At 41.9% G+C, this 26,119-nt stretch carries 25 protein-coding genes, 2 tRNA genes and 1 pseudogene; 12 read left to right on the top strand and 16 right to left on the bottom strand.

The annotated features are described in order from the left end of the window. Positions 1 to 236: 236 nt before the first annotated feature. The 8 genes from ruvX to AAEY93_RS07520 all read right to left on the bottom strand — a co-directional run bounded on the left by ruvX (position 237) and on the right by AAEY93_RS07520 (position 7,787). Positions 237 to 656 (bottom strand): Holliday junction resolvase RuvX, encoded by a 420-nt coding sequence (gene ruvX / locus AAEY93_RS07485; protein ID WP_059744132.1) that lies wholly within the window; start codon positions 654 to 656, stop codon positions 237 to 239. 374 nt (positions 657 to 1,030) lie between these two features. Then, positions 1,031 to 1,591 (bottom strand): YqgE/AlgH family protein, encoded by a 561-nt coding sequence (locus AAEY93_RS07490; RefSeq protein ID WP_351075852.1) that lies wholly within the window; start codon positions 1,589 to 1,591, stop codon positions 1,031 to 1,033. A gap of 33 nt (positions 1,592 to 1,624) precedes the next feature. Beyond that, positions 1,625 to 1,954, bottom strand: coding sequence for a stress response translation initiation inhibitor YciH (gene yciH / locus AAEY93_RS07495; RefSeq protein ID WP_351075855.1), 330 nt, complete (start codon positions 1,952 to 1,954; stop codon positions 1,625 to 1,627). Between the two features lie 444 nt (positions 1,955 to 2,398). Beyond that, the gene (gene hemH, locus AAEY93_RS07500) at positions 2,399 to 3,412 is read right to left on the bottom strand and encodes a ferrochelatase (RefSeq protein ID WP_101034602.1); all 1,014 of its coding nucleotides are present in this window, start codon (positions 3,410 to 3,412) and stop codon (positions 2,399 to 2,401) included. 236 nt (positions 3,413 to 3,648) lie between these two features. Continuing rightward, positions 3,649 to 4,182, bottom strand: a complete 534-nt coding sequence (locus tag AAEY93_RS07505) for a glutathione peroxidase (RefSeq protein ID WP_124012189.1) — start codon at positions 4,180 to 4,182, stop codon at positions 3,649 to 3,651. A 112-nt stretch (positions 4,183 to 4,294) separates the two neighbouring features. Then, positions 4,295 to 5,398: a hypothetical protein gene (locus AAEY93_RS07510; protein WP_101034600.1), complete on the bottom strand. Its 1,104-nt coding sequence runs from the start codon at positions 5,396 to 5,398 to the stop codon at positions 4,295 to 4,297. Between the two features lie 227 nt (positions 5,399 to 5,625). Further along, the gene (locus tag AAEY93_RS07515) at positions 5,626 to 6,738 is read right to left on the bottom strand and encodes a PilT/PilU family type 4a pilus ATPase (RefSeq protein WP_101034599.1); all 1,113 of its coding nucleotides are present in this window, start codon (positions 6,736 to 6,738) and stop codon (positions 5,626 to 5,628) included. A gap of 11 nt (positions 6,739 to 6,749) precedes the next feature. After that, positions 6,750 to 7,787, bottom strand: coding sequence for a type IV pilus twitching motility protein PilT (locus AAEY93_RS07520; RefSeq protein ID WP_101034598.1), 1,038 nt, complete (start codon positions 7,785 to 7,787; stop codon positions 6,750 to 6,752). A 27-nt stretch (positions 7,788 to 7,814) separates the two neighbouring features. On the opposite strand from AAEY93_RS07520, the gene AAEY93_RS07525 reads away from it, so the two are divergent. The 8 genes from AAEY93_RS07525 to AAEY93_RS07560 all read left to right on the top strand — a co-directional run bounded on the left by AAEY93_RS07525 (position 7,815) and on the right by AAEY93_RS07560 (position 15,868). Then, positions 7,815 to 8,510, top strand: coding sequence for a YggS family pyridoxal phosphate-dependent enzyme (locus tag AAEY93_RS07525; RefSeq protein ID WP_351075862.1), 696 nt, complete (start codon positions 7,815 to 7,817; stop codon positions 8,508 to 8,510). A 494-nt stretch (positions 8,511 to 9,004) separates the two neighbouring features. Next, positions 9,005 to 9,823 (top strand): pyrroline-5-carboxylate reductase, encoded by an 819-nt coding sequence (gene proC / locus AAEY93_RS07530; RefSeq protein ID WP_351075865.1) that lies wholly within the window; start codon positions 9,005 to 9,007, stop codon positions 9,821 to 9,823. A 226-nt stretch (positions 9,824 to 10,049) separates the two neighbouring features. Continuing rightward, positions 10,050 to 10,598, top strand: coding sequence for a YggT family protein (locus tag AAEY93_RS07535; protein ID WP_101034842.1), 549 nt, complete (start codon positions 10,050 to 10,052; stop codon positions 10,596 to 10,598). Positions 10,599 to 10,697: 99 nt separating this feature from the next. Beyond that, positions 10,698 to 10,997 carry a DUF167 family protein YggU gene (yggU, locus tag AAEY93_RS07540; RefSeq protein WP_124012192.1) on the top strand — a complete coding sequence of 100 codons (300 nt, stop codon included), beginning with the start codon at positions 10,698 to 10,700 and terminating at the stop codon, positions 10,995 to 10,997. A gap of 49 nt (positions 10,998 to 11,046) precedes the next feature. Further along, entirely contained in the window at positions 11,047 to 11,508 is a 462-nt protein-coding gene (locus AAEY93_RS07545) for a DUF4426 domain-containing protein (protein ID WP_101034594.1), read from the top strand. A gap of 577 nt (positions 11,509 to 12,085) precedes the next feature. Next, positions 12,086 to 12,655, top strand: a complete 570-nt coding sequence (rdgB, locus tag AAEY93_RS07550) for an RdgB/HAM1 family non-canonical purine NTP pyrophosphatase (RefSeq protein ID WP_351075986.1) — start codon at positions 12,086 to 12,088, stop codon at positions 12,653 to 12,655. Continuing rightward, entirely contained in the window at positions 12,656 to 13,795 is a 1,140-nt protein-coding gene (gene hemW, locus AAEY93_RS07555) for a radical SAM family heme chaperone HemW (protein WP_124012195.1), read from the top strand. 216 nt (positions 13,796 to 14,011) lie between these two features. Next, positions 14,012 to 15,868, top strand: coding sequence for a DUF885 domain-containing protein (locus AAEY93_RS07560; protein ID WP_351075870.1), 1,857 nt, complete (start codon positions 14,012 to 14,014; stop codon positions 15,866 to 15,868). A 711-nt stretch (positions 15,869 to 16,579) separates the two neighbouring features. Here AAEY93_RS07560 and AAEY93_RS07565 read toward each other — a convergent pair. The 5 genes and pseudogenes from AAEY93_RS07565 to trmB all read right to left on the bottom strand — a co-directional run bounded on the left by AAEY93_RS07565 (position 16,580) and on the right by trmB (position 20,976). Then, positions 16,580 to 17,521, bottom strand: coding sequence for a LysR family transcriptional regulator (locus AAEY93_RS07565; RefSeq protein ID WP_101034591.1), 942 nt, complete (start codon positions 17,519 to 17,521; stop codon positions 16,580 to 16,582). A 403-nt stretch (positions 17,522 to 17,924) separates the two neighbouring features. After that, positions 17,925 to 18,737 (bottom strand): YggN family protein, encoded by an 813-nt coding sequence (locus AAEY93_RS07570; protein WP_124012197.1) that lies wholly within the window; start codon positions 18,735 to 18,737, stop codon positions 17,925 to 17,927. Positions 18,738 to 18,975: 238 nt separating this feature from the next. Continuing rightward, positions 18,976 to 19,887: pseudogene (glsB, locus tag AAEY93_RS07575) on the bottom strand (glutaminase B); the annotation flags it as partial. 9 nt (positions 19,888 to 19,896) lie between these two features. Further along, positions 19,897 to 20,223 (bottom strand): YggL family protein, encoded by a 327-nt coding sequence (locus AAEY93_RS07580; protein ID WP_124012198.1) that lies wholly within the window; start codon positions 20,221 to 20,223, stop codon positions 19,897 to 19,899. Positions 20,224 to 20,259: 36 nt separating this feature from the next. Then, positions 20,260 to 20,976: a tRNA (guanosine(46)-N7)-methyltransferase TrmB gene (gene trmB, locus AAEY93_RS07585; RefSeq protein WP_101034587.1), complete on the bottom strand. Its 717-nt coding sequence runs from the start codon at positions 20,974 to 20,976 to the stop codon at positions 20,260 to 20,262. Positions 20,977 to 21,226: 250 nt separating this feature from the next. Between trmB and mutY the strand changes: the two genes are divergently transcribed. Continuing rightward, positions 21,227 to 22,300 carry an A/G-specific adenine glycosylase gene (gene mutY, locus AAEY93_RS07590; protein ID WP_351075876.1) on the top strand — a complete coding sequence of 358 codons (1,074 nt, stop codon included), beginning with the start codon at positions 21,227 to 21,229 and terminating at the stop codon, positions 22,298 to 22,300. 34 nt (positions 22,301 to 22,334) lie between these two features. Continuing rightward, entirely contained in the window at positions 22,335 to 22,613 is a 279-nt protein-coding gene (locus AAEY93_RS07595) for an oxidative damage protection protein (RefSeq protein ID WP_101034585.1), read from the top strand. Between the two features lie 165 nt (positions 22,614 to 22,778). Here AAEY93_RS07595 and AAEY93_RS07600 read toward each other — a convergent pair whose 3' ends face one another. Then, entirely contained in the window at positions 22,779 to 23,354 is a 576-nt protein-coding gene (locus tag AAEY93_RS07600; RefSeq protein ID WP_351075879.1) for a YceI family protein, read from the bottom strand. 124 nt (positions 23,355 to 23,478) lie between these two features. Further along, entirely contained in the window at positions 23,479 to 24,033 is a 555-nt protein-coding gene (locus tag AAEY93_RS07605) for a cytochrome b (protein ID WP_351075882.1), read from the bottom strand. Between the two features lie 1,057 nt (positions 24,034 to 25,090). Between AAEY93_RS07605 and AAEY93_RS07610 the strand changes: the two genes are divergently transcribed. Together AAEY93_RS07610 and AAEY93_RS07615 are read left to right on the top strand one after the other, a co-directional pair. Beyond that, positions 25,091 to 25,166 (top strand) — tRNA-Phe (locus AAEY93_RS07610). Positions 25,167 to 25,173: 7 nt separating this feature from the next. Then, positions 25,174 to 25,249, top strand: a tRNA-Thr gene (locus tag AAEY93_RS07615). Between the two features lie 141 nt (positions 25,250 to 25,390). On the opposite strand, the gene AAEY93_RS07620 is transcribed toward AAEY93_RS07615, so the two are convergent. Then, the gene (locus AAEY93_RS07620) at positions 25,391 to 26,092 is read right to left on the bottom strand and encodes a SapC family protein (protein ID WP_101034582.1); all 702 of its coding nucleotides are present in this window, start codon (positions 26,090 to 26,092) and stop codon (positions 25,391 to 25,393) included. Positions 26,093 to 26,119: the final 27 nt, after the last annotated feature.

The following is a 26,119-nucleotide window of genomic DNA, read 5'->3' on the forward strand; positions in this document are numbered from 1 at the left end:
AGCAGCGAAGCTGTCCCTAGCAGGACGAAGTCCGCTCTATAAGCGCAGCGCACTATCCGCGTAGCGGCCTAGGATCTTAGCAGCGAAGCTGTCCCTAGCAGGACGAAGTCCGTCCTAGAAGCGCAGCGCACTATCCGCGTAGCGGCCTAGGATCTTAGCAGCGAAGCTGTCCCTAGCAGGACGAAGTCCGCTCTATAAGCGCAGCGCACTATCCGCGTAGCGGCCTAGGATCTAGATTAAAATTGATTTTCAAAATAACTTTCGATAATTAATACCGCTGAAACCGCATCAATTTGACCTTTGGTTAACGCTTTAAAGCCACCGAGTTCGAATAAGCGAGCTTTAGCATCGGCAGTGGTTAAGCGCTCATCTTGGGTGGCAATTTTAACCCCAAAACGACCGTTAATTCGGTTAGCAAATTTTCGCGCTCGTTGCGTCATCTCTTGTTCGGTGCCATCCATATTTAACGGTAGGCCGACGACGACAAGGTCTGGTTGCCATTCTTTTAATAATTTATCGATATCATCCCAATTAGGGATCCCATCAACCGCTTTAATTGATAGTAAAGGCGTGGCACTAGCAGTAATGGCTTGACCTATCGCGACACCAATACTTTTGGTGCCGTAGTCGAACCCTAAAACGGTTTGTGGTTGCATGTTTATCTCTTTGTTTAATCGCTTTAAAAGCAACAGCCTAGAGCGCTTCGCTGCTAGGACGCTTCGCGGCTAGAGGCTATAAAATCTGAGCAACAGCCTAGAACGCTTCGCTGCTAGGACGCTACGCGGCTAGATTCTATAAAATCTGAGCAACAGCCTAGAGCGCTGCGCTGCTAGGACGCTACGCGGCTAGAGGCTATAAAATCAACAGCCGAGTCGCGCAGCGACTCAATCTTAGCAGCGAAGCTGTCCCTAGAAGCGAAGCGATCCTAGCAGGACGTAGTCCGTTCTAGCAGCGCAGCGACACTAGCAGTGACGAAGTCACGCCCTAGTAGCGAAGCAGCCTAAAATCTTAGAAGCGTAGCGAGCTATTTTTAAGCATGGCCTATTTGACTAGACATTTGCCAAATATCAAAACCCAGTTGTTGAGTCGCCATTTGCCACAGGTGTTCATGATCAATGTTGAAAAGTAACTCTGGCGTGGCTTTAATCGTTAACCAAGTATTGTCTACAATTTCTTGTTCAAGCTGATCTTTACTCCAGCCAGCGTAGCCAAGGGCAACAATAAATTGCTCGGGAGATTTATCTGAACCAATCGCGGCTAATATATCCCGTGAAGAAGTTAACATTATCTCTTCACTGATCTCAGTGCTATTGATCCAATGTTTTTGAGGCGTATGCAGCACAAAACCACGTTCGGGCGCCACAGGGCCGCCAATGAGTACTTGATTGTCTAAGGAGAATGAAAACTCTGGCGATAAATATAATTCCATTTGTTCAAGCAGATCTTCAACTTCAACGCCAATGGGTCGGTTAACCATTATTCCCATGGCACCCTTTTGATCATGCTCACAAATGTAGATCACCGCACGTTCAAAAAATGTCTCATCTAGTGATGGCATGGCAATTAAAAAGTGGTCTTTGAAGCTATCCATATACTCTCCCAAATCGTGTCTCAGCGATATGTATCATCCACCCGCTAATTTCACTGTGAAATTCAACTTTTCTAATATGGATTTTATTTGTTCGCGATTGTCGGTTTGTACTTCAATGCAGAAGTCTTTTACTGTACCACCGCAGCCACATTGTTTCTTCAGTTTTTGCGCAAGATCTTTTAAGGTTTTTTCATCTAATGCGAGCCCTTTTATCACACTCACGCCCTTACCTTTACGACCTTTAGTATCTTTGTGGATCCGCACTATGCCGTCACCAGTTGGAATTTCAGCTTGTGGTTTAGGTTGATCAATACGACCTTTATCAGTGCTATAAACTAATGCGATATTGGGATCTATTCTCATATTATTTCTTTAACGACGAAACATTATTTGAGTTTAACAAATCATAAAAGCAGAGGCGAGGATATAAAGCTAAAAGCCTAGGTACGCAACAGCCTAGAGCGCTGCGCTGCTAGGACGCTACGCGGCTAGATTCTATAAAATCAACAGCCTAGCCGCGCAGCGACTCAATCTTAGCAGCGAAGCTGTTCTAGCAGGACGCAGTCCGCTCTAGAAGCGAAGCGCACTATCCGCGTAGCGGCCTAGGATCTCGATGCCTAGAACGCTTCGCTGCTAGGACGCTACGCGGCTAGATTCTATAAAATCAACAGCCTAGTCGCGCAGCGACTCAATCTTAGCAGCGAAGCTGTTCTAGCAGGACGCAGTCCGCCCTAGAAGCGAAGCGCCCTAGAAGCGAAGCGCCCTAGAAGCGAAGCGCCCTAGCAGTGACGAAGTCACGCCCTATAATTAAAGAAAAGGTTTTACCAGATTGGCCATCATGTTGATGTGGTCATCGTTATCATTTAAACATTCGATGTATCTGAAGTTTTTGCCGCCGGCATCTTCAAATACGTGACGATTTTCGCCTTTGATTTCTTCTAAGGTTTCTAGGCAATCGGCACTAAATGCTGGGCAAATAACGGCGATATCGGTGATACCTTTGGCTGGTAGGCTGGCTATTGTTGCGTCGGTATAAGGTTGTAACCATTTAGCCTTGCCAAAGCGAGACTGGAATGTTGCGACGTAATCGTCTTCACTTAAGCCTAATTTTTCGACCACTAAACGAGTCGTTTTCAAACAGAAGCAATAATAGGGATCGCCTAAATGCAGATTTCGCTCTGGCATACCATGATATGACATCACCAATTTTTGTGGTTTACCGTGTTCATCAAAGTCTTTTTGAATGGATGCGGCAAGGGCATCGATAAGATCACTGTTGTCATGATAGGTATTAATAAAATGCAGTGCCGGAATATAACGCCATTTCATCAGTTCTTTAGCCAAAGCATCAAACGCAGACCCTGTTGTTGGCGCTGCATACTGCGGATACAAAGGCAAAACCACTAAGTTGTCTACCCCTTGTTTGTGCATAGCTTGCAAGGTGCTCGACGTTGATGGCGATCCATAACGCATCGCCAAATGCACACTGGCATCGTAGCCTTGTGCTTGTAATTGTTTAGCTAGTTTTGCTTGTTGACGCTGGCTGATATCGAGTAAAGGCGAACCCGCATCGGTCCATACTTTTTGATATAACGCTGCTGATTTAGCCGGACGAATACGCAAAATAATGCCGTGAAGAATAATCATCCATATTAGTTTTGGAATTTCCACCACTCGAGGGTCTGCCAAAAACTCAGCCAAATAAATGCGAACAGCAGATGCCGTTGGCGCATCTGGTGTACCTAGATTTAATAGTAATACGCCAGTTTTGCCACGTGCTTTATGGCCGGTGTCTTTATCTAGCCCTGAAAATCTAGCCAAAGTATCTTCTCCGTTATTGATTTTGATCGACAAATATATCTCATGCTGAATAACTCATGAGCTTAAATTAAAATTGTATCGCATTCATTTAAAACATAAAGAGTGCTGGGTATCGATTTTATATCAAAATACCCCGCACTCTGTAAATATTTATTTAAGCTAGACGGCTGATTGAAAGGGCTCAGTGAAAGAGCTCAGTTAAAGAATGCGGTAAAATAACTCACTTGAGTTAATGATTACAAAACTGATTCAATCGCTTTTTTCAGTTCATCGCTATCAGGTTTAACCCGCGAATTAAATTGCTGTACGGTTTGACCATCACCTGAGATAACATATTTGTAGAAATTCCATTTTGGTTCAGCACTGTTGTCGCCTAGGTATTTAAATACTGAGTTAGCACTGCTGCCTTTAACGGCTGATGTTGCCACCATGGTGAAGGTGACACCATAATTAATAAAACAAACATCGGCGGTTTTGGCTTCATCTTTTTCTTCTTGGAAAAAATCATCTGAAGGAAAGCCAATGACCACTAATCCTTTATCAGCATACTCTTTATGTAATGTTTCAAGTGCTTCAAATTGAGGTGTAAAGCCACAATGGGAAGCCGTGTTAACAATTAACACCGCTTTGCCTTGAGTGAGTTCACATAAATTAACGTTTTCTGTTGAGTGTAATTTTCGCGCTTCAACATTGAGGTAGTCAGGACAATTGGTGGCAAAAGCAGCAGAACTTAATGTGAATAAGCCAATGGCTGTTAGGTATTTAATCATTTTTAGTTTGTCCTTGACTCAAAGTTAAAAGGCACCGATAAATGACTTTATCGGTGCCTAATGAAATATCACACTATTGTACGTAATACTTTTTTATTGAGATCAAAAATGTTTAGAAATAGAAACCAACATTGATGTTCAAACGAGAATGCCATGCTGTGTCGCCATTATCGATACCCACACCTGGGCCTTTAACAAACCACATATTTTTACCGGCAATCCAGTCGACATAAGAATAAAACTTACCAGCAGTGATGGCACAACCCGTCACGTTTTGGACAGAATCATCTAGCCCGTCGCCTGATGCCATCACTTGGCTGTAATCGTTGTAACAATTTACATTAGTGATTGGACCCCAGTCGACATCAAACGATTTAGCTAAGTTAACTGTCGCAACATCTGCTTCAGCAGCAATTTCGAATGGAAACTGAAACGCACTAAGAGTAATACGTTCACTGTCTTTTACGTCATAGTCGTAATGAATATACTGTAACTGTAATTGCCATTTTTTCCAGTCAAGTTGCCAATGAGCTGCAGCTGCAAGGCTATCGACATCTTCACCATCTACGCTAGAGATATCAGCCATATAATCTAATTGGCTTAACTGTAATGAGCCACCTAACTTATGAGTGACGTCACCAGAAGTAAATTCACGCTCAACTCGGGCGTTTATTTGGCCTGACTCTTCATATGGAGATTGATCCGTTGTAGCAACGTCAAATGAGTAGCGATCGACACGCGCACCATTACCGTATTCATCATTACTAAAGTAAGCTAGGTCGTAGCGCCAACCATCTTTTTCATTTTTGTAATGGATACCTGCATCGTAATCATCTTCAAAACCAAGATAATACGTTGCACCAAACCAAAATGAATGTGCTGCGTAAGGTAATAAGCCAAATGGTACTTGGGTTACACCCACTTGTACTGATTGTGCTTCGTCAAATTGATAACCCATGTAGGCATGATGCACTACATCCATGCTTTCGTACCAACGGTACTGAGCTGAGGCGAACAAGCCATCTTTACTCTTATAGTTGACATCGGCACGGAACAGTTCAAATTTAAGTTTGGAGTTATTATCGTAATCTTTCCAACCGTAGTTGATTCTTACTGCGCCGCCAATATCGACTTCATCAGTAACTTTTACAGCCGAAGCCGAAAATGGAAACAAGATTAGCGAAGATAAAACAGTGACTTTTTGCCATAACTGCATAATACATCCTTGATACATATTGTTATAAAACGTGATAAAAATTAGTAACGTATAATGTAATTACACGAAGTGGATTAATCGCTGAAAATTTAACCCTCTTTTATCATTACAGCATCCGTAATGACAATCCAACGTTGATTATAACAAAAAAACACACATTATGTGACGCTCGACCTCTAAAAAACCACCAACTGGCTTACTATCTGAACATTTTGTTCATATCACGCCTAGTCCATATCGAGTGTAATGCCTTCCATGGCGCCCGATGAAGCCGCTTCGTTGTTTTGCAATTTAATCATTAAACGCAAATCATTAGGTGAGTCGGCATGATGTAATGCATCGGCGTAACTGATCTCACCTTCTAGATATAAATCAAGCAATGCCTGGTCGAAAGTTTGCATGCCTTGCTCGCGAGACTTAGCCATGGTTTCTTTCAGTAAATGCAACTCGTTTTTAGCAATCAAACTGGCCACACGTGGGGTATTAATTAACACCTCAATGGCGGCTCGACGTCCGGTTCCATCTGATTTAGGAATAAGCTGTTGCGCCACAATACCGCGTAAATTTAATGACAAATCAAATAGCAGCTGATTGTGCTTACTTTCTGGCACCAAATGCATAATACGATCGAGTGCTTGGTTGGCGTTGTTTGCATGTAAAGTCGCCATACATAAATGACCGGTTTCGGCAAACGACAGTGCAAATTCCATGGTTTCTTGAGTACGAATTTCACCAATTAAGATCACATCTGGCGCTTGGCGCAGTGAGCTTTTAAGCGCGGCATCAAATGAGTCGGTATCAATACCCACTTCTCGTTGAGTAACAATACTTTTACGATGGTTATGCACAAATTCAACCGGGTCTTCAATGGTCAGAATATGCCCCCGAGAATGAGCGTTTCGGTAGCCCACCAGCGCAGCTAGCGAGGTTGACTTACCGGTACCTGTTCCGCCGACCATGATGATAAGACCACGTTTACTCATGACCAAATCTTTTAAAATGGCGGGAAGCTTTAAGTCATCCACTTCTGGAATTTGGGTTTCGATACGGCGCATAACACAACCGGCTGATTCTCGTTGCCAAAAGGCACTGACACGAAAACGGCCTAAATCTTTTGCCGCAAAAGCAAAGTTGCATTCGCTGCTGTCGTGAAACTCTTTCTTTTGTATATCACTCATTAACGACTCAACAAACATCAGCGATTGCTCTGGTGTTAATCGGTCTTCAGATAGCTGACGTAACTCACCGTCAATTTTGGCACTCGGTGGAAAACCGGCGGTGATAAATAAGTCAGACGCCTTTTTCTCAACCATCATATTTAAAAACGGACGAACATCCATGATCCAGTTCCTTAGAAATTAGCTTGTTTATTCGAACTTTTCTGCATCGCATCTTCGCGGGTAATTAAGCCACGATTGACCAAATTTTGCAGGCATTGATCAAGGGTTTGCATGCCGTGAGACATACCCGTTTGAATGGCTGAATACATTTGCGCGACCTTGTCTTCACGAATAAGATTTCGGATCGCGGGTGTACCCATCATAATTTCATGTGCGGCCACTCGGCCACCACCAATTTTCTTAATCAATGTTTGCGAAATAACGGCTTGAAGTGACTCTGACAACATGGTGCGTACCATGCTTTTTTCACCTTCAGGAAATACATCGACCACACGGTCAATGGTTTTGGCTGCCGAGGTGGTATGCAAAGTACCAAACACTAAGTGACCCGTTTCTGCGGCCGTCATGGCTAAACGAATGGTTTCAAGGTCGCGCATTTCACCCACAAGAATAACATCAGGGTCTTCACGCAATGCACTTCTCAGCGCCGCATTAAAGCTATGTGTATGTTTGTGAACTTCGCGCTGATTGATTAAGCATTGTTTGTTTTGATGGACAAATTCTATCGGGTCTTCAATGGTTAAAATATGTTCATGTCGATTTTCATTAACGTAGTCGACCATCGCTGCCAATGTGGTCGATTTACCCGACCCCGTTGGCCCTGTCACTAATACCAATCCACGTGGGTAACTGGCAATTTTCTTAAAAATTTCTGGTGCACCAAGTTGCTCAAGAGATAAAATTTCAGAAGGAATGGTACGAAATACCGCGCCTGCACCACGAGACTGATTAAATGCGTTAACACGAAAGCGAGCTAGATTGGGGACTTCGAATGAAAAATCGATTTCTAAGTGTTCTTCATAGTCTTTACGTTGTTTATCATTCATGATGTCATAAACAAGACTATGAACGCCTTGATGATCTAACGCAGGTAAATTAATTTTCCTCACTTCACCGTCAACACGGATCATGGGGGATACGCCTGCTGAAAGATGTAGATCTGATGCTTTGTGTTTGACACTAAAGGCCAGTAATTCAGTGATTTCCATTGTAGAGACATCCATTAAACCAACATTATGACAACAATAGCAGACAGAATATCAATCGCCCAGAGCAGAATTAATCAAGCGGCGCAAAATTGTTCACGTTCTCCAGATGAGATAAACCTACTGGCGGTGAGCAAAACCAAACCCATAAGTGACATTATTGCAGCTTATCAAGCGGGGCAACGTTTATTTGGTGAAAACTATGTCCAAGAAGGCGAAACTAAGATTAACGCCTTACAGGCAGATTACCCGGATATAGAATGGCATTTTATTGGTCCGCTGCAATCGAATAAAACAAAAATTGTCGCCGAACACTTCGACTGGCTGCACACCTTAAGTCGCGGCAAAATAGCCCAACGTTTGCATGAACAGCGTCCGAGTAACAAGTCGCCATTAAACGTGTGTATTCAAGTCAATATTAGCCAGGAAGAGTCTAAGTCGGGTATCAATTCTGCAGATTTCGCAGATGTCGCCACGTTAGCACTTACTATCGCATCCTTGCCCCACCTTAAACTGCGCGGATTAATGGCGATCCCAACCGCCACTGATGATGTACAACTTCAACAACAAGAATTTAGCCAATTAAAGCAACTTTTTGACCAGCTCAAACAGCAATATCCTAGCGTCGACACTCTATCTATGGGCATGAGCGGCGACATGGATATCGCTATCGCTAACGGATCAACCATGGTACGCATCGGCAGTGCTATCTTTGGTCAAAGATAAAATCAACAGCCTAGAGCGCTGCGCTGCTAGAGGCTATAAAATCTATAGCAAGAGCCTAGAGCGCTACGCTGCTAGGACGCTACGCGGCTAGATTCTATACAATCTATAGCAACAGCCTAGAACGCTGCGCTGCTAGGTCGCTACGCGGCTAGATTCTATACAATCTATAGCAAGAGCCTAGAACGCTGCGCTGCTAGGACGCTACGCGGCTAGATTCTATACAATCTATAGCAACAGCCTAGAGCGCTGCGCTGCTAGGACGCTACGCGGCTAGATTCTATACAATCAATAGCCTAGTCGCGCAGCGACTCAATCTTAGCAGCGAAGCTGTCCCTAGAAGCGAAGCGCTCTATCCGCGCAGCGGCCTAGCAGGACGTAGTCCGCCCTAGCAGCGTAGCGACCCTAGAACCTGGAAGCGTAGCGTCCTAGAGCTGAATTAGGTAACATACACAGCAATTGGACATAAATTCACTCTTTTATTGGATACAGACTTAATGACTCAAGCAAAAGTATGTTTTATCGGTGCGGGCAATATGACTCGTAGCATTATCAGTGGCTTAGTTACACATGGCTATCCTAGTGATCTTATTCATGCTACCAATCCAAGCAAAGGTAAATTGGATGCGTTGCAGCAAGATTTTGCTATTGAGGTTTCCCATGATAACCACTCAGCAGCCAAAGCAGCAGAGGTGATCGTGTTAAGCGTAAAACCTCAATTAATGGCATCTGTTTGTGAAGACTTAAGTTCACTGGATTTAGCGGATAAGTTAATCATCACTATCGCTGCAGGTATTCCGGCGTCTCGTTATCCGGTCTATTTTAAACAACCTATCAAGCTTATCCGCACTATGCCTAATACCCCTACTCAAATTGGCTATGGTATGACGGGTATTTATGCCGATGACAGTATATCTGCCGAACATAAGGCCATTTGCGAAACATTAATGCAAAGTGGTGGCAAAGTAGTTTGGGTTGATAAAGAAGCAGAATTAGATCAAGTGATTGCGCTAGCGGGCAGTTCTCCTGCTTATTTCTACTTGTTTATCGAGTCAATGATCGCTTCTGGCGTCAATATGGGCATGGCTGAGGACAAAGCAAGACTCCTTGCTGAACAGGCCGCTTTAGGTGCCGCGCAAATGGTGATCCAAAACCAACAATTATCGGTGACAGAATTACGTCAGAATGTTATGTCAAAAGGTGGCACCACAGCCAGAGCGGTTGAAACGCTCCAGCAAGGCGGTTTAGTTGAATTGGTAGACCAAGCCATGACAAACTGCGTTGCCAGAGCCCAAGAGATGGCTAAAACATTTTAACGCTATGGGATGAATGATTATTTAACTTAACGTTAACCTCTTTAGTGCTAAAATAGTTTTTAGTAAAAACTCAGCTTAAACGCACGAAATCTGAGTGAAAATCGGGTATATTGCAGCTGAGTTAACTGAACTGTTAAATATGCGATCAGTTAATTTAAGCATTTATTTAAGCACTAATTTAGGTACTAACTTAGGCACTAATTTACATAAACGTAAGGCAATATCCATGAATGCAATGAGTTTTTTAGTCAACACCGTGTTTGACTTATACCTAATGATCGTCATTCTTCGTTTTATGCTGCAGCTTGCAAGAGCGGATTTTTACAATCCATTTAGTCAATTTGTGATTAAAGCGACACAGCCTATTATCGCACCAATGCGTCGACTATTACCTTCGATAGGACGTATCGATACTTCATCAATCTTACTGGCACTGATTGTCGTGTTAGTTAAAATGTTAGTACTTACTTTGATTGCAGGTGCTGCTGTAGACATTCTTACCTTGTTATTGTTCTCATTTATCTCTGTGATAAAACAAGCGGGCGTATTGTTTTTTTGGATGTTACTTATTCGTGCAGTATTAAGCTGGTTCAATCAAAACAATAACCCTATTGTTATGGTTATTGCGCAATTAACAGAACCGGTTTTAGCGCCAGTGCGTAGAATAATACCTGCAATGGGTGGCTTGGATTTATCGGTATTGGTGGTGTTTATTGCAATGAACTTCATTAACATGCTGTGTGCACAATATATTCCTTTTTGGTCAATTATTTAGTTGTCGAATTAAACAACCTCAACTCGGGTTAAGAGTTGGGGTAAATAAACTAAAATTAGCCCATTTCAACAATTTAATATCTCGAGCTGAGGTTAAACAATGAACCCAGTAAGCTATATTAACGATGAGCAGCAAGGTGACTTGCTGCTTTTTGTCTATGTACAACCCAAAGCAAGCCGCGATCAAATTGTCGGCTTACACGGTAACGAATTAAAAATAGCCATAACAGCGCCACCCATTGACGGTAAAGCAAATGCTTATTTATCTAAGTACCTCGCAAAAGCCTGTAAAGTCCCTAAAAGTCAGGTACATATTCTCAAAGGTGAACAAGGTCGTCATAAGCAAATTAAAATATGCCAACCCAAAGTTATCCCAGCGGAAATAGCCGCGCTTTTATAGCCGACTCATCTATAATAACGTTATTGCTCAAGCACACTAAGGACAGATTATGTTTCAATCATTGCGTTTATCTCGCTCACTGTTACAAATATTGCTGTTGTCACTCATCGCAATCAGCAATATTGGCAATGCTCACGCAGAACAAAAGCAACAAGTTGGTAATTTTGATATTCATTACATGGCGCTTAGTAGCACCTTTATTACCCCTGAAATAGCTAAAACCTACGGCATAGAACGCAGCAGTTACAATGGATTAGTCAATATTACCGTGCTAAATACCAGCCAAGAAGGACATCCCGCGGTCTCGGTTGAAATTTCAGGCATCGCCAACAACTTAATTGATGCACGCATGACGCTTGATTTTAAAGAAATCCGTGAAGGCGAATCCATCTATTACATCGCAGAAGTGCCTTACCGCGACGATCAAGATGTCAATTTCACCATTGCCATTAAGTACAAAAATCAATTAAATACCTCGGTGAAATTCAAACAGAAGTTCTATGTAGATTAAGGCCTAAAATCTCGATAACGAGCGATATCGAGCGAAAGAGCCTAGAGCGCTGCGCTGCTAGGACGCTACGCGGCTAGAGGCTATAAAATCAACAGCCTAGTCGCCCAGCGACTCAATCTTAGCAGCGAAGCTGTCCTTAGCAGTCACGCAGTCCGTCCTAGAAGCGCACTATCCGCCTAGCGGCCTAGAATCTTAGCAGCGAAGCTGTCCTTAGCAGTGACGCAGTCACGTCCTAGAAGCGGAGCGCACTATCCACTTAGCGGCCTAGGATCTTAGCAGCGAAGCTGTCCTTAGCAGTGACGCAGTCACGTCCTAGAAGCGAAGCGCACTATCCGCGTAGCGGCCTAGGATCTTAGCAGCGAAAGCTGTCCCTAGCAGTGACGAAGTCACGCCCTAGAAGCGAAGCGCACTATCCGCGTAGCGGCCTAGGATCTTAGCAGCGTAGCGCATCGCAACCTTGTTAGCGTATAATGACCGCAAATTTATCCTCATCTCAAAAAAACTTATGCATACCCCAGTGAAACAACAAATTGTTCTTGCCAGTGGCAACAAAGGCAAACTTGCCGAATTTGATCAAATGCTGACAACATTTAATATTGAAGTATTACCACAGAATAAATTTAACGTGACTGAGGTTGCAGAGACAGGCACCACGTTTGTTGAAAACGCTATAATAAAAGCTCGTCATGCCGCTGAAATTACCGGTAAAGCGGCTATTGCAGATGATTCGGGTATTGAAGTTGATGCATTACAAGGCCAACCAGGCATATATTCAGCGCGCTATTCTGGCCCCGGTGCCACTGAAACCAGCAATTACCTTAAATTACTTGATGCACTGCAAGGTGAAACGCTTCGTAATGCCCGGTTTCAATGTGTGCTGGTGTATATGCGCCATGCAAAAGATCCGACGCCCATTATTTGCCAAGCCTCATGGGAAGGGACCATAAACCATGCCCCACAAGGCGAGCAAGGCCATGGTTATGACCCGATATTTATCCCGCAAGGTTTTGATTGCTCGGCAGCAGAATTAACTCGTGATCAGAAAAATGCCCACAGTCATCGAGGCAAAGCACTTGAACTTTTAGTGAGTGCAATGAAAGCGCAAGGTATCATTTCATCGAACAATACTACGGATGATAATCAATAAATGACATTGCAATTGCCCCCCCTTAGCTTGTATATCCATATCCCATGGTGTGTACAAAAATGCCCTTATTGCGATTTTAACTCTCACGGCCAAAATGGTGAGTTACCACAGCAACAATATGTCGATGCGTTATTAGACGATTTAAAACAAGACTTGGCTTATGTTCAAGGTAGAAAGGTGCATACCATCTTTATCGGCGGTGGCACGCCATCGTTATTTGATGCGAGCCAAATTCAACGCATACTAGAAGGGGCGCAAGCATTAATCCCTTTTGAAGATAATATTGAAATCACTATGGAAGCCAACCCAGGTACACTAGAGCACGATGACTTTAGTGCTTACCGTGCTGCGGGTGTCACGCGCTTATCGATTGGGGTGCAAAGTTTCTCAAAAGAAAAACTTAATTTACTCGGACGGATCCACAACGAAGATGAAGCGAAAGTGGCGGCTGAAAAAGCCAAGCAAGCTGATTATTTAAGTTTCAATCTCGATTTAATGCATGGTTTACCGAATCAAAGCTTTGATGAAGCCATGCATGATATCGACACGGCAACAGCCTTAGCCCCACCGCATCTGTCTTGGTATCAACTCACCATTGAACCCAACACCTTGTTTCATTCAAAACCGCCACAATTACCAGACGATGAGAACCTGTGGCAAATTTACGAGCAAGGTCAGCAACGCTTAGCGGCATTAGGTTATGAGCAATACGAAATATCAGCCTATGCAAAACCTGGATTCCAATGTCGCCATAATCTTAACTATTGGCAATTTGGCGATTACCTTGGCATCGGTTGCGGGGCCCACGGCAAAATCACCCTGCCCGACTCAAATCGGATTGTCCGTACCGTTAAAATAAAGCACCCCAAAGGCTACCTCGCAGCAGATAAATATACCTTTGAAACTACAGAGGTGATTGAAGACGATCGCCCATTAGAGTATTTAATGAATCGTCTTAGATTGATGACGCCAATCCCTAAAACTGAATTTGAGCAGCGAACAGGGCAATCGGCAGATGTGGTCAAGCAAGGGATGCAAAAATCAATTGAACGCGGATTATTGACCGAGACCACAACACATTGGCACTTAACGCAAAAAGGCCACATGTTTGTCAATGATTTGCTATCCCAGTTTATCTAATCACTAGATTTAATCACTAGATTTAATTACTGGATTTAATAGAAAAATATGGCTCGCAGCTTACTGTTATACCCAGATGCTGCGAGTCGCAAACCCAAAATAGCGACATAACCGCGCCATTACCTCTGCCTTACATACACATTTTCTAACATTTATATTTACATCTTTAGCTAAAGCTTGATTAGGATGTGCCCTTATAACTTTGGGATAATATCAATGTCTATTAAAACAAAAACAACTCTGATTGCTGTTGCGTTATCAAGTTTATTCGCTACATCAGCTATTGCACAGCTGCATAACATGCCGCAATTAAGCTCACAAGAAAGTACAGTAACCACAAACCAGCAAACCGAATCAGCAAAAGCCAATGCATTGTTTGAAGCCATTTTTATGGAAAATGTTATGGCAAGTCCAGTTAACCAAACTTACCTTGGGATCAAACAAGATTATGGCAAGTGGAATGACTTATCAGAAGCCGCTGCTGATGCAAATTTAGCCCGCAGTAAACAGCAACTGGCAAGATTAACCCGCCTTGATGCGACTAAGCTCGATGAACAGGCCTCACTCAGTTTTGAACTATTAAAAGCCAGTTTAGAACACAGTATTAGCGATGATAAATGGCGTTATCACACCTATCCGATTAACCAAATGAACGGTGTTCACTCAATGGTGGCCTCGTTGCTTATTAATCAACATCAAATAACAGATGAAAGTGATGCAAAAGCGTATATCAGTCGTTTAAACGCCATACCGACACTGTTATCACAATTACAAACCTCATTAGAAATTCGTGCCGAAAAGTATATTATCGCGCCGAAATTTGTATTTTCATATGTGATTTCTGATAGCAAAAATATTATTACTGGTGCCCCATTTGCTAATACGGGAAAAGACAGCGCGTTATGGGCTGACGCGAACCGTAAGATAAATAAACTCGATATAACCGATGGCAACAAACAAGCCTTATTAGCCGAAGTAAAACAGGCTCTGCTTACTAAGGTAAAGCCTGCTTATGAGCAATTAATCAACTATACAAAGTCACTTGAAGCGCTTGCTGATACTCAAGATGGTGTTTGGAAACTGCCTAACGGAGAAGCATTTTACAATAATGCCCTCGCCCGCACCACCACGACTGACATGACAGCAGACACCATACATGAGCTCGGCTTGAACGAGGTTAAGCGTATTCATGATGAAATGCGTTTCATTATGAAAAAGGTGCAATTTGACGGCAACTTAGCAGCGTTTTTTGTTTTCATGCGCGATGACCAACAGTTTTATTACCCTGACACTAATGAAGGTAAAACAGCATATCTCACCCAAGCCAAGTCTTTGATCGATACTATGGAGTCTCGTTTAGATGAAGTATTTACCATTAAGCCTAAAGCCGCTTTAGTGGTACGAAAGGTGGAGGCTTTTAGAGAGAAGTCGGCAGGTAAAGCATTTTACGATCAACCAGCACCAGACGGATCTCGTCCAGGCACCTATTACGCTAATTTATATAAAATGGAAGCGATGCCAAAATATCAAATGGAGGCTCTGGCCTACCATGAAGGGATCCCTGGTCATCACATGCAAATTGCTATTGCACAAGAACTGCAAGGCATTCCAAAATTCCGTAAATTTGGCAGTTACACTGCTTATACTGAAGGCTGGGGACTTTACTCTGAATATTTTCCTAAAGAAATGGGCTTATATGCAGATCCTTATTCAGACTTTGGCCGTCTATCAATGGAACTGTGGCGCGCATGTCGTTTAGTCGTTGACACTGGAATACACGCTAAAAAGTGGACTCGTGAGCAAGCTATTGCCTATTACGTCGATAACACACCAAATGCGCAATCTGATGCCATTAAAATGGTCGAGCGCCATATTGTTATGCCATCACAAGCAACCGCGTATAAAGTGGGAATGATTAACATACTTCAGCTACGTGAACATGCCAAAAAAGAATTAGGCACCAAGTTTGATCTTCGTGAATTTCACACCTCAATCTTGAAAAATGGGCCATTGCCATTAGACATTCTTGCAGAGCAGGTAAATAAGTGGATTAAACAGGTTCAGTCGCAGTAATTTAGCGTTGGTTATTGGTACTGGATAAAGTAAAGCGCCAAGCTTGGATTATGGTTATGGTTATGGTTTTACTTTCATCATGCCACAAAAAAATAACCCCAGCTCAACGTCTGGGGTAACCAAATAAACTAGGATGATGGTTTCAAGACTGGCATTATATTAGTTCAAAACCACGGCCAGTACTGATTCAAAATTTGCTACCTTGCCGATTTGTACGCTTAACTGAAAAGGGGTCATTTCTCAGAAAACGCATGCTTCAAATCATTTCGAATCAACTAATAACTATTGTATTGATATCAGAACAGACTTCAACAACTTAACTCTGGTATTTCGCTGCCCCCTTGATTAGCTATCTAATGAATAACTAATAAATTAAAAGCTTAATAAACTGATAAATATGACTTTAACATTAAACTGCAAGATAATTTTTGGCTTTGTTTTAAAAAGGAAACAGTGTTTCCGCTTTTACCTAGCATCGACTCTAAACAGGCGTGGGAATATATGGTTAACAACGGATGTATTTTAAGTTTGCAGTATCAAACTTGCCATGTGTTTTGCTAACAAGGCGGATTGACGTATTAATCGCTATGTTAAGAGCCGCGTTAAGCGCTGCCTCAATAACTATGTGCCATGCCAGCCTATGTAAGTCGATACAATGCAGCTAGCACAACACAGGGCTGTTTGATAACCGTTTATTATCCAGAGTTGAGGCTATTTACGCTGTTTGTACAAATTTTCAAACTTAGCGTCCCAATAAGGTGGGCTACTAATGTGCGTTTTAATAAAATCAATAAACGCACTCACCTTTGGAGCCAGGTGTTTACGACGCGGATACACCGCTTGTAATGGAAGATTATGGGTCAACTGCCAATCAGGTAACAAAGGAACCAATGTTCCTTCAGCAATTTCATCTTCCAGCAAATAACTGGCTAAGTAAACAATACCTAAACCACTCACTGCGGCCGATTTTAATGCCGGCGCATTATCAACACGGAAATTGCCTGATACGCCAATTTCGCAATAATCATCGCCCTTTTTAAATTGCCACATACTGTGCTCATGCCACTCGCCTTGATACACCAAGCAATTGTGTTCAACCAATTGTTCAGGCCGGCTAATGTTTCCGTGCTGGGCAACATAGCCTGGTGATGCGACTAACAAAAACTGACATTTCATTAACGGCCTTGCCACCATACCCAGCGGTAATTGCTCAGACATGGTTAACAACAGATCTAAACCTTCGCTGACAACGTCAACTTTGTGGTCAAGCAAGCTGATTTGTAGTTCAAGATCTGGGTGTCTCGCCATAAATTCTGGTAAAGCAGGAATAATATGCATAGTACCAAATGATTGCGAAATCCCGACTTTCAATACACCACGAGTGGCATCATTTAAGTTGTGAACACTTGATACTGCCTGTTCTGCATCTCGAAGTAGTTCTTCGCCTTGAAGATACAATAGATTGCCGGCTTCGGTAAGACTTAAACTGCGTGTTGTACGCTGAATAAGTTGAACGCCAAGTTTATGTTCAAGATCTGCAACTTGAGTGCTCACTTTAGATTTAGAAATGCCAAGACGTCTGGCTGCAGCACTAAAACTTCCTGCACGTGCAACATGAGTAAAAATTGCGATAGGTTCTAACAGTTCTAACATGAAAGTCGCCTTAAGCTGGTTACGACATTAATAAAAATTTCAGATGTCTGTTTGCCATTGCTGGTAACTAAACCTTGCTAAGCACAATATCAACATTCAGTTATTAATAGTGTTGATGCTCAATGAGCACCGAAACAAACCAATACTGTAAATCAACACAAACAAATGACTACTCCGAAATATAACCACATCCAAAAATAGAGTGCAATTTTGTTATAGTTTTTATTAGTATAACAAAAAAAGCCTGTCGGGCTGTATATTTATAATTGACAATTTTTTTATCAGAACAAAGCAACACTAGCTATAGCGGCAAAATAGCTAAAATAGGCGGAAAAAAAAGCCCCTGTGTCTTTAAAAAAGCACAGGGGAAGGTCAGGTGTCCGGGAAGACAGCTTGAACAAGGTTACTCTTTTATATCGCCTAGCGTAGCTAAGGTGTAAGGTGCAAGTTCTGGGATGGCTTTACGCACTCGACTTTCTAACACTAATAATCCTTCAAAATTATCACAAACCTCAGTCGCGCGTTGCTCCAGACCTTGAGATTGCGACTCAAGTTGTTGCTCGATGTCTTTACCGACGTTGTCCATTTTTTGTGAAAAAGTATTCATTTTCTCTTCAAACGAACCACCTTCAGAAGACATGATCTGGCTACCTAATGTCATCATTAATGAGCCCATTGAGTTCGTTACCATTTGCTCTATTTCTTGCTCAAACTCTTCATTAAAGGCATGTTCCATTGAAGATTCAGTTGAGCCTAAATAAAATTTATCACCTTGTTGATAAGCCATAGTATCAATGCGTTGTTGAATACCTGTCATCATCTTATCAATCTGAACGCCTGTGGCATCGCCAAATATTGGTGTTAGCGCCATATTGACAGCCTGAGATGCCATCGACACAACGTCGGTGACTAAATCAATCACTTCAGGAACTTGGCGAGATAGCTCATCAGAATATTGAGTTAATAACAGCCGTTGCTTGTCATTTAATGCGACTTCTTTACCGTCGACATACAATTGACCCAGTTGAACGCGATATTTCTCGCTGCCATTATCACTGACCTGTAAACTTTTCGGTTCAACGGTCACGTCATAGTTTAATGTCACGTTACACTTTTCATCATTAATTGACATTTTTGCCATGGCTGGAGTCAATGCCCCTGCAGTGAATAACATGCTGGTTAACGCTAAACCACAAATTAACTTCTGTTTGGTCATGATAAAAATCCTTTTGTTAAACGAATATCGATAAAATCTATTCAATATAATTAGTTATAGCACAATAAAGCACTAGTCATGCCAACAAGTATAGTTGCTTGATTTATATGTGATTTTTATAAAACTTAAAATTTAACATCTACTAAATGAACAAAAAACACCACCCTCTTCGTAAAATAAACCAAAAAGTAGTCTATTTTACGAGTAGTGATGTGAAATTAAAAAAAGTGATGTGGAATTAAAAAATTGAACGACCTAACTGCTGGCTTAAATGCTCAAGTAAGGCTGTACCTGCCAATGAATTGCCATTATTGTCGAGTTCAGGCGACCACACACAGATAGACATGTCACCAGGAATAATCGCAATAATACCGCCGCCTACGCCACTTTTACCCGGCATACCCACTCGGTAAGCAAACTCGCCTGCGCCATCGTATAATCCAGACGTTGCGAGTAATGCATTAAGCTGCCGAGTTTGCACTGGTGAGACTAAGCTATCGCCATCGAGTGTCTTACCACGATTGGCCAAATAAAACATCGCCCGGGACAAATCTGCACAATTCATCCTTAACGCACAATAATGAAAATAGCTTTTAAGTACGGTATTCACGTCGCCATTGAAATTACCAAATGACTTCATTAAATAGGCAATAGAAGCATTACGTGCACTAAATTGATACTCAGAATCTGCTACCACTTTGTCGAAGGCTAATGTGGTATTTTGGCTCAACTGACGCACCACCTCAAGCATATGATGTTTAGGTGCACCCAAGCGTGCTTGCAACAAGTCCGCAATGACTAACGCGCCAGCATTAATAAATGGATTCCGTGGTTTGCCACGCTCTAATTCAACCTGTACAAGCGAGTTAAATGAATGCCCAGAAGGTTCTTTACCCACTCGACTCCAGATTTCTTCTTCTGTATATAAATTAAGTGCCTGAGTCAGGCTAAAGACTTTAGAAATACTTTGAATGGAAAAAGGTTCGAGATAATCACCCGCACCAATTGTTTGACCGTCAATGGTGGTAACTGCAATACCTATTTTGTTGGGGTCAACGCAGGCAAGAGCAGGAATATATCCTGCCACCTTACCTTTACCCAATAGCGATCTTACTTTATCGACAGCGTCTTGAAGTAATAATTGCTCTGGAAATTTAGCTTAACCCCACCAAATATCATATAAATCACTGACTTCAAGGTCAGAAACTGGCTTGTCTTTCCAGAATGCATTGACTGCTGCAATATCTTCATCAGTACATTTACCGATAGTTTGGGTAGCCATAATGCCTTCCCATTGCTTGTGTCCACCACCGTGGAAACCTAATTGACGTGGTTCAATCACTTGAGCAATAAACTGATCAACCAAACTATCGATATCTTGTTCAGAAACTGACTCATTAAATGTCCAGTTCATTTCGAAACCTAATTCTTGAAATTCATCAACTCGTAATTTTTTACGTAAACGTCGACTGCGATTTTGCGCCATGGTGTATTCTCCGATTGCTAAAAAGTGTAGTAGTGATTAAGCGATACGCTCAAACATGATATCCCATACGCCGTGACCAAGTCTGTGGCCTCTTGCTTCAAACTTTGTAAGCGGACGGTGGTCTGGACGTTCGACAACTGTACCAGTTGTTGATTGATTATTATAACCTTCAGCAGCATTCATTATGTCTAACATATGCTCGCTGTAATTTTCCCAATCGGTTGCCATGTGAAACACACCACCAATTTTAAGCTTACGACGGACTAGCTGTACAAACTCAGCTTGTACAATCCGACGCTTGTTATGACGTTTTTTATGCCATGGATCGGGGAAAAACAATTGTACCCGCGCAAGTGAACCATCAAGAATACTGTGCTCTAGCACTTCCATTGCATCATGGTGATATACACGTAAGTTAGTAACTTCAGCAGCACCGGCCTCAGAAAGACACGTACCAATGCCAGGCTTATGGACTTCTATGCCAATAAAATTTTGTTCTGGGGCTGCTTTTGCCATTTGCACTAATGATGCACCCATACCAAAACCTATTTCTAGAACGGTATCAGCATCGCGACCAAACACTTGGTTTAAATCCAACGGTTGTGGAGTGTAATCAAGTCCCATTGCTGGCCAATGTGCTTCAATTGCTTGAGATTGGCCTTTGGTTAAACGGCCTTCACGTAAAACAAAACTTCTGATTTTACGAATGTATTTACCGTCTTCGTTAAATTCAGCTGTGGTAACGTCGCTCATCTTTGCCTCATTGTCTGCGTACTTCTTGTGCTGTTATAGCGAGTGATTAAATGGGTTAGTGGCTAAATGCCATGGTAGCCACTTTTTAGCTGCACATTACGCAATTGTTATCTGTAACAGATCATTTTTAAAGTCAGTGGGCCATTATACCTAAACTGATTGCACATGTTTACGCTAATTTGGTGTAAACGAGTGATTTAAAATAGCCTGGCTACTTGTGTAATAAAATGCCTATGGCTACACTGCGCCCATGAAAAATCTGACTCCATTTTCTGAGCGTATCATCGCTTGGTATGACCTACATGGTCGTAAATCACTGCCTTGGCAGATCAATAAAACGCCTTACCGTGTTTGGGTGTCGGAGATCATGCTCCAGCAAACTCAAGTCGCAACTGTGATTCCCTATTTCCAAAAATTTATAGCGCGTTTCCCTAGCGTTATAGATCTTGCTAATGCTCATCAAGATGAGGTGCTGCATTTGTGGACGGGCTTAGGCTATTACGCCAGAGCACGTAATTTACATAAAGCAGCTCAGCATATTCGCGATGCCTTTAACGGCGAGTTCCCTACTCAGTTTGATGATGTAGTGGCTTTATCTGGAATAGGTAAATCGACTGCTGGCGCAGTCTTATCCTTATCGCTCGGACAACACCACCCTATTTTAGATGGTAATGTAAAACGGGTATTGGCCAGACATGGTGCTATTGAAGGCTGGCCTGGACAAAAAAACGTTGAGCAGCAATTATGGCAATTAACCGACACATTAACGCCAGTCAAAGATGTTGAAAAATTTAACCAAGCAATGATGGATATTGGTTCAAGTGTTTGCACCCGCAGTAAACCCAATTGCGCAGCTTGCCCTGTGGCAATTGATTGTGTGGCTCAACAAAGCGGTCTTCAAAGTCAATATCCAGGTAAAAAACCTAAAAAAATCACTCCAGAAAAATCTGCTTTTATGCTGGTTTTAGTCGATAGCAGCGAAGATTCAGTAAAAGTTCAGCTTATTCAACGTCCACCCGCGGGGATATGGGGGGGATTATGGTGTTTTCCGCAATTTGAGCACCAAGCAGAAATAAATGATTATTTAAGCCTGCATCATTTGACAGAGTCAGAGCAAGGGCTTGCAGGATTTAGGCATACATTCAGTCACTTTCATCTGGATATTCACCCGGTATTAGTTGAACTATCTCCAGATCTCGCTAGCGGTATCATGGAACAAACCTCGGCACTCTGGTATAACATAGAACAACCTGCGAAAGTCGGGTTGGCAGCTGCCACAGAACGTATTTTGGCTAATTTAGCCGTACTTTTCGCGACACATTAATTTTTATCGTAATTAAAGTTAGTAAGGGATCATCATGGCTCGCACCGTTCACTGTCAACATTTAAACAAATCCGCTGACGGCTTAGATTTTCAGCTATACCCTGGCGAATTGGGTAAGCGCATTTTTGATAATATCAGTAAAGAAGCTTGGGGCTTATGGCAACAGAAGCAAACCATGCTCATTAATGAGAAAAAACTCAATATGATGAATGTTGATGACCGTAAATTTCTTGAAGAGCAAATGACTAATTTTTTATTTGAAGGTAAAGACGTTGAAATTGAAGGCTATGTTCCGCCAGCTGAAGACGAGTAACCAGTCAATATAATCAATTTTTTTACCCTAAAAATAAAGCCGCTTTACTAAGCGGCTTTATTATATCACCTTCATCGAAAAACCTCGTTGTTCGACACGAAGTGGCGTCGGTGGGCGCTCATTTATTACTCTACCTGATGCCAGTTAGTGAACTCATAGTGTTCATTATTGCTTAATGCCTTCCACTACTAATGCTAATTCAACGTTAGCAGAAGCAGGACCTAAATCCATTTTGACATCGAAGTCTTTCATCGCAAATGTCGTTGTACCACTAAAGCCTGCACGGTAACCTCCCCATGGATCTTTACCTTCACCAATGGCAACGGCATCTATGGTTAGGGGTTTGGTCACGCCATTTAAGGTAAAATCACCATTAATCACAAACTGGTTATTACCTTTATCCACTATGGATGTCGACGTAAAAGTGGCTTGAGGGAATTTACTGGTATTTAAAAAGTCTTCACTGCGCAAATGCTTGTCACGTTCGGCGTGATTTGAATCAACACTGTTAGTGTTAATTTTGACGTTCAGTTTGGCATCAGCCAATTTGTTAGCATCAAAGCTAAAGTCACCTGAAAACTCATTAAAACGTCCTACCACAAAACTATAACCTAAATGGTTAACACTAAATTGAATCGATGCATGTGCACCTTGGGTGTCGATAACATAGTCGGCCGCATTAGCTGCAACGGGTAACATAAGCGTTGAACCGATTATGGCTGCAATAAGGTGTTTTTTCATGATTTTTATTCCTTTAAATTAAGCGTTAATGGTAAATAGGTAGAGTTAATAAATAGAGTCATCATCATCGAACATAACCGTTAGCTGAACCGACGATTAATTAGATTGTTAACCAATACAACTGTTAACGAACACGGTTGGGAATAAGCATTCTTTTCAGAGTATTATCTTTATCTATAATATGATGCTTAATCGCACCTGCGCTATGCAACACAACTAGGCCAATTAAGCTATAAGCAAGGTATTGATGTATAACACCGGCAATATCAGCTTGTTCGTCAATAAAAGCATTAGGAAACGGCACGGCAAACCAGTCAAAAATCCAAATATCCCTACCATCTGCTGTAGAAATCATAATTCCTGAAAACATAATCAGCAGCATTAACGTATAAAGACTAGCATGTGCCCAGGTTGCCATACGTTTTTCCCATGGCTGATGGTTAGGTAATGCACTAGGCGTTAGTGACATAGCTCGCCAAACTAATCTTAACAAGGTTAATCCGAGTAACAGCAGACCAATACTTTTATGAACATGTGGCGCAGTTTGGTACCAACTACTGTAGTACGTAAGATCAACCATCCAATAACCTACACTAAAAAGGCTAATAACTGCGATGGCGGACAACCAATGGGTCAAAATGGTTATTAATCCATAGCCAGCTGAAGTGTTTTTTAACATGTTACCTTCCTCAATAAACTCACAACATATTAACGTCATTTTTAGCAAAGAAAACCGCTAAATATAGGAGTATTCATTCGATAAAATAGAAATGAATTGTTAATAAAGATTCTCTGTGAGGATGATGAACCGTTTTAGTCGTTACAAGAGCGGTAAATACCCATTATAGTAAGAAAAAACGTATCCACTTGTCCGTTAACAGCTCGAGTACGGTTAACTAGGATAGAAAACGAACCCACTACGGGAATTAAACACTCTATATATGGGGTATACAAGGTTAATAGCGAGTACTCAACGTTAAGTATGAGGTAATAATAATTGTCTTTTTAGCTTATTGAGCCAAGCAAAGTCAGCGCTTAAACGCATCTTACTTAGGATGTCTTATACCGCTCCCCCCTCTTAATGCTATTAACGACTATGGTTAACCTCAAAATGGCTTAAAGAAAATCAGTAAATGGATTATGCCTGCTATTAGCTGGGTTTTGCCTTTCTTTATAGGAAACTGACACAGTTACGCTCACCGATATACTGCATGACTAGGGCCAGTTGATCTTCGCTGGTTAAATTTTGTTCGAGATAATTTTGTTCGAGATAAAAACGTTTTAATCGAGGCGAGTGGATTGCTGCCTAGCAATCTAAGCAACACTCGCTTATCAAAGACTCACTCAACAAAGGGTAAAACGTTTTTAGCCGACCCCTTCGGGCAGCGTTTGTTGGTCATTTCTACTGCGTTATCGGCTTTTTATGTAGCATAACTACACCACAAAGCCCCTGCCTTGTAGCTCATGTTAAGTAATGAGCTACAATTCGCTGCAAAAACAACATTGAAAGATCAACAGGCCTTAGTATATTAATTCCCCCCTTCGCGTTAAAAATCATCAATTACTTATAAAAAACCACCCGTTTGCACATTAACTAGCCGAACGAGTGAAAACATTTGAAAAACCACTTGCACGATAAAAACCATCACTATACTATGTGCGCACTCCAGACGAGACAGGTATTGATTACCAAGTTAATACTTAGTCTGTAGTAGTTAACTGACACTTAGTTAGTTGCCCGAATAGCTCAGTCGGTAGAGCAGAGGATTGAAAATCCTCGTGTCCCTGGTTCGATTCCGGGTTCGGGCACCACAATTTAGCCGGCATAGCTCAGCTGGTAGAGCAACTGACTTGTAATCAGTAGGTCCCGAGTTCGACTCTTGGTGCCGGCACCATAAAAACAAAAAAGCCACTCAATGAGTGGCTTTTTTGTATCTGAAATGTATTCGATTTAAGCGCTCTATTTATTGCATTTTAGCTTCTTAAAACAAAACAAGCACTCAATTGAGTGCCTGTTTTAATATAACCTTACGACACTATCGACCCAGCGCTTCAATTCGAGCTAAGCGATTAACTTGGTTAAGTGAGCCTAAATGACCGTATATAGGACCGAGTAAACCACGCTTTTTAAGCTCAATGAACTCTTCATCGGTTAGTGCATTTAATTTAGCTTCATCAATAAGATATAAACCATTAATATTACGTTTTTCACCGGCGACATCAACAGTTAGAGTCTGATTAATCAACAATCCTTTTTCATCTAAAAAGCTCAAAATACCCCGTGTAGCTTGATCTTGTTCATAGTGACTAATCAATGCTTGCTTACGCGCTTCTAAAAATGGGGTTTCTTTACCCTCTTCAAATAATGCTTGGCCGTCTTCTTTAGTCACTTCTTTAGCATTTTCACGAATGCCAATCCACACTTTATCTTTAACGTCTGGGTTAACGACTAAGCCAAGAGGATAATCTCGTACAACCGCAGGAATATACAAGCCTTGCCATTTGCCGTCTTTTACACTTAGATTCTGACCAGGCTTTAACCCTAGCATAGCAACTGATTGAAACTCGTTTGTGTCACTATTTTTAACGAATACGATAGGATACTCAGTGGCAGCGCGATTAATTTCATGTAAGGTTACAGGCACAATGTGCTGTTCTGCCACGTGTGAAAAATCACTTGGAGTCAGTTTTAAATCACCATGTTTGGTTTGTTCTAATAATGTAATTTCGTTGGGCATCTTGGCTCCTTGAAGCACTGATTATCT

The organism is Shewanella sp. CAL98-MNA-CIBAN-0140 (genome assembly GCF_040309905.1).
Classification (GTDB): Bacteria; Pseudomonadota; Gammaproteobacteria; order Enterobacterales; family Shewanellaceae; genus Shewanella; species Shewanella psychromarinicola.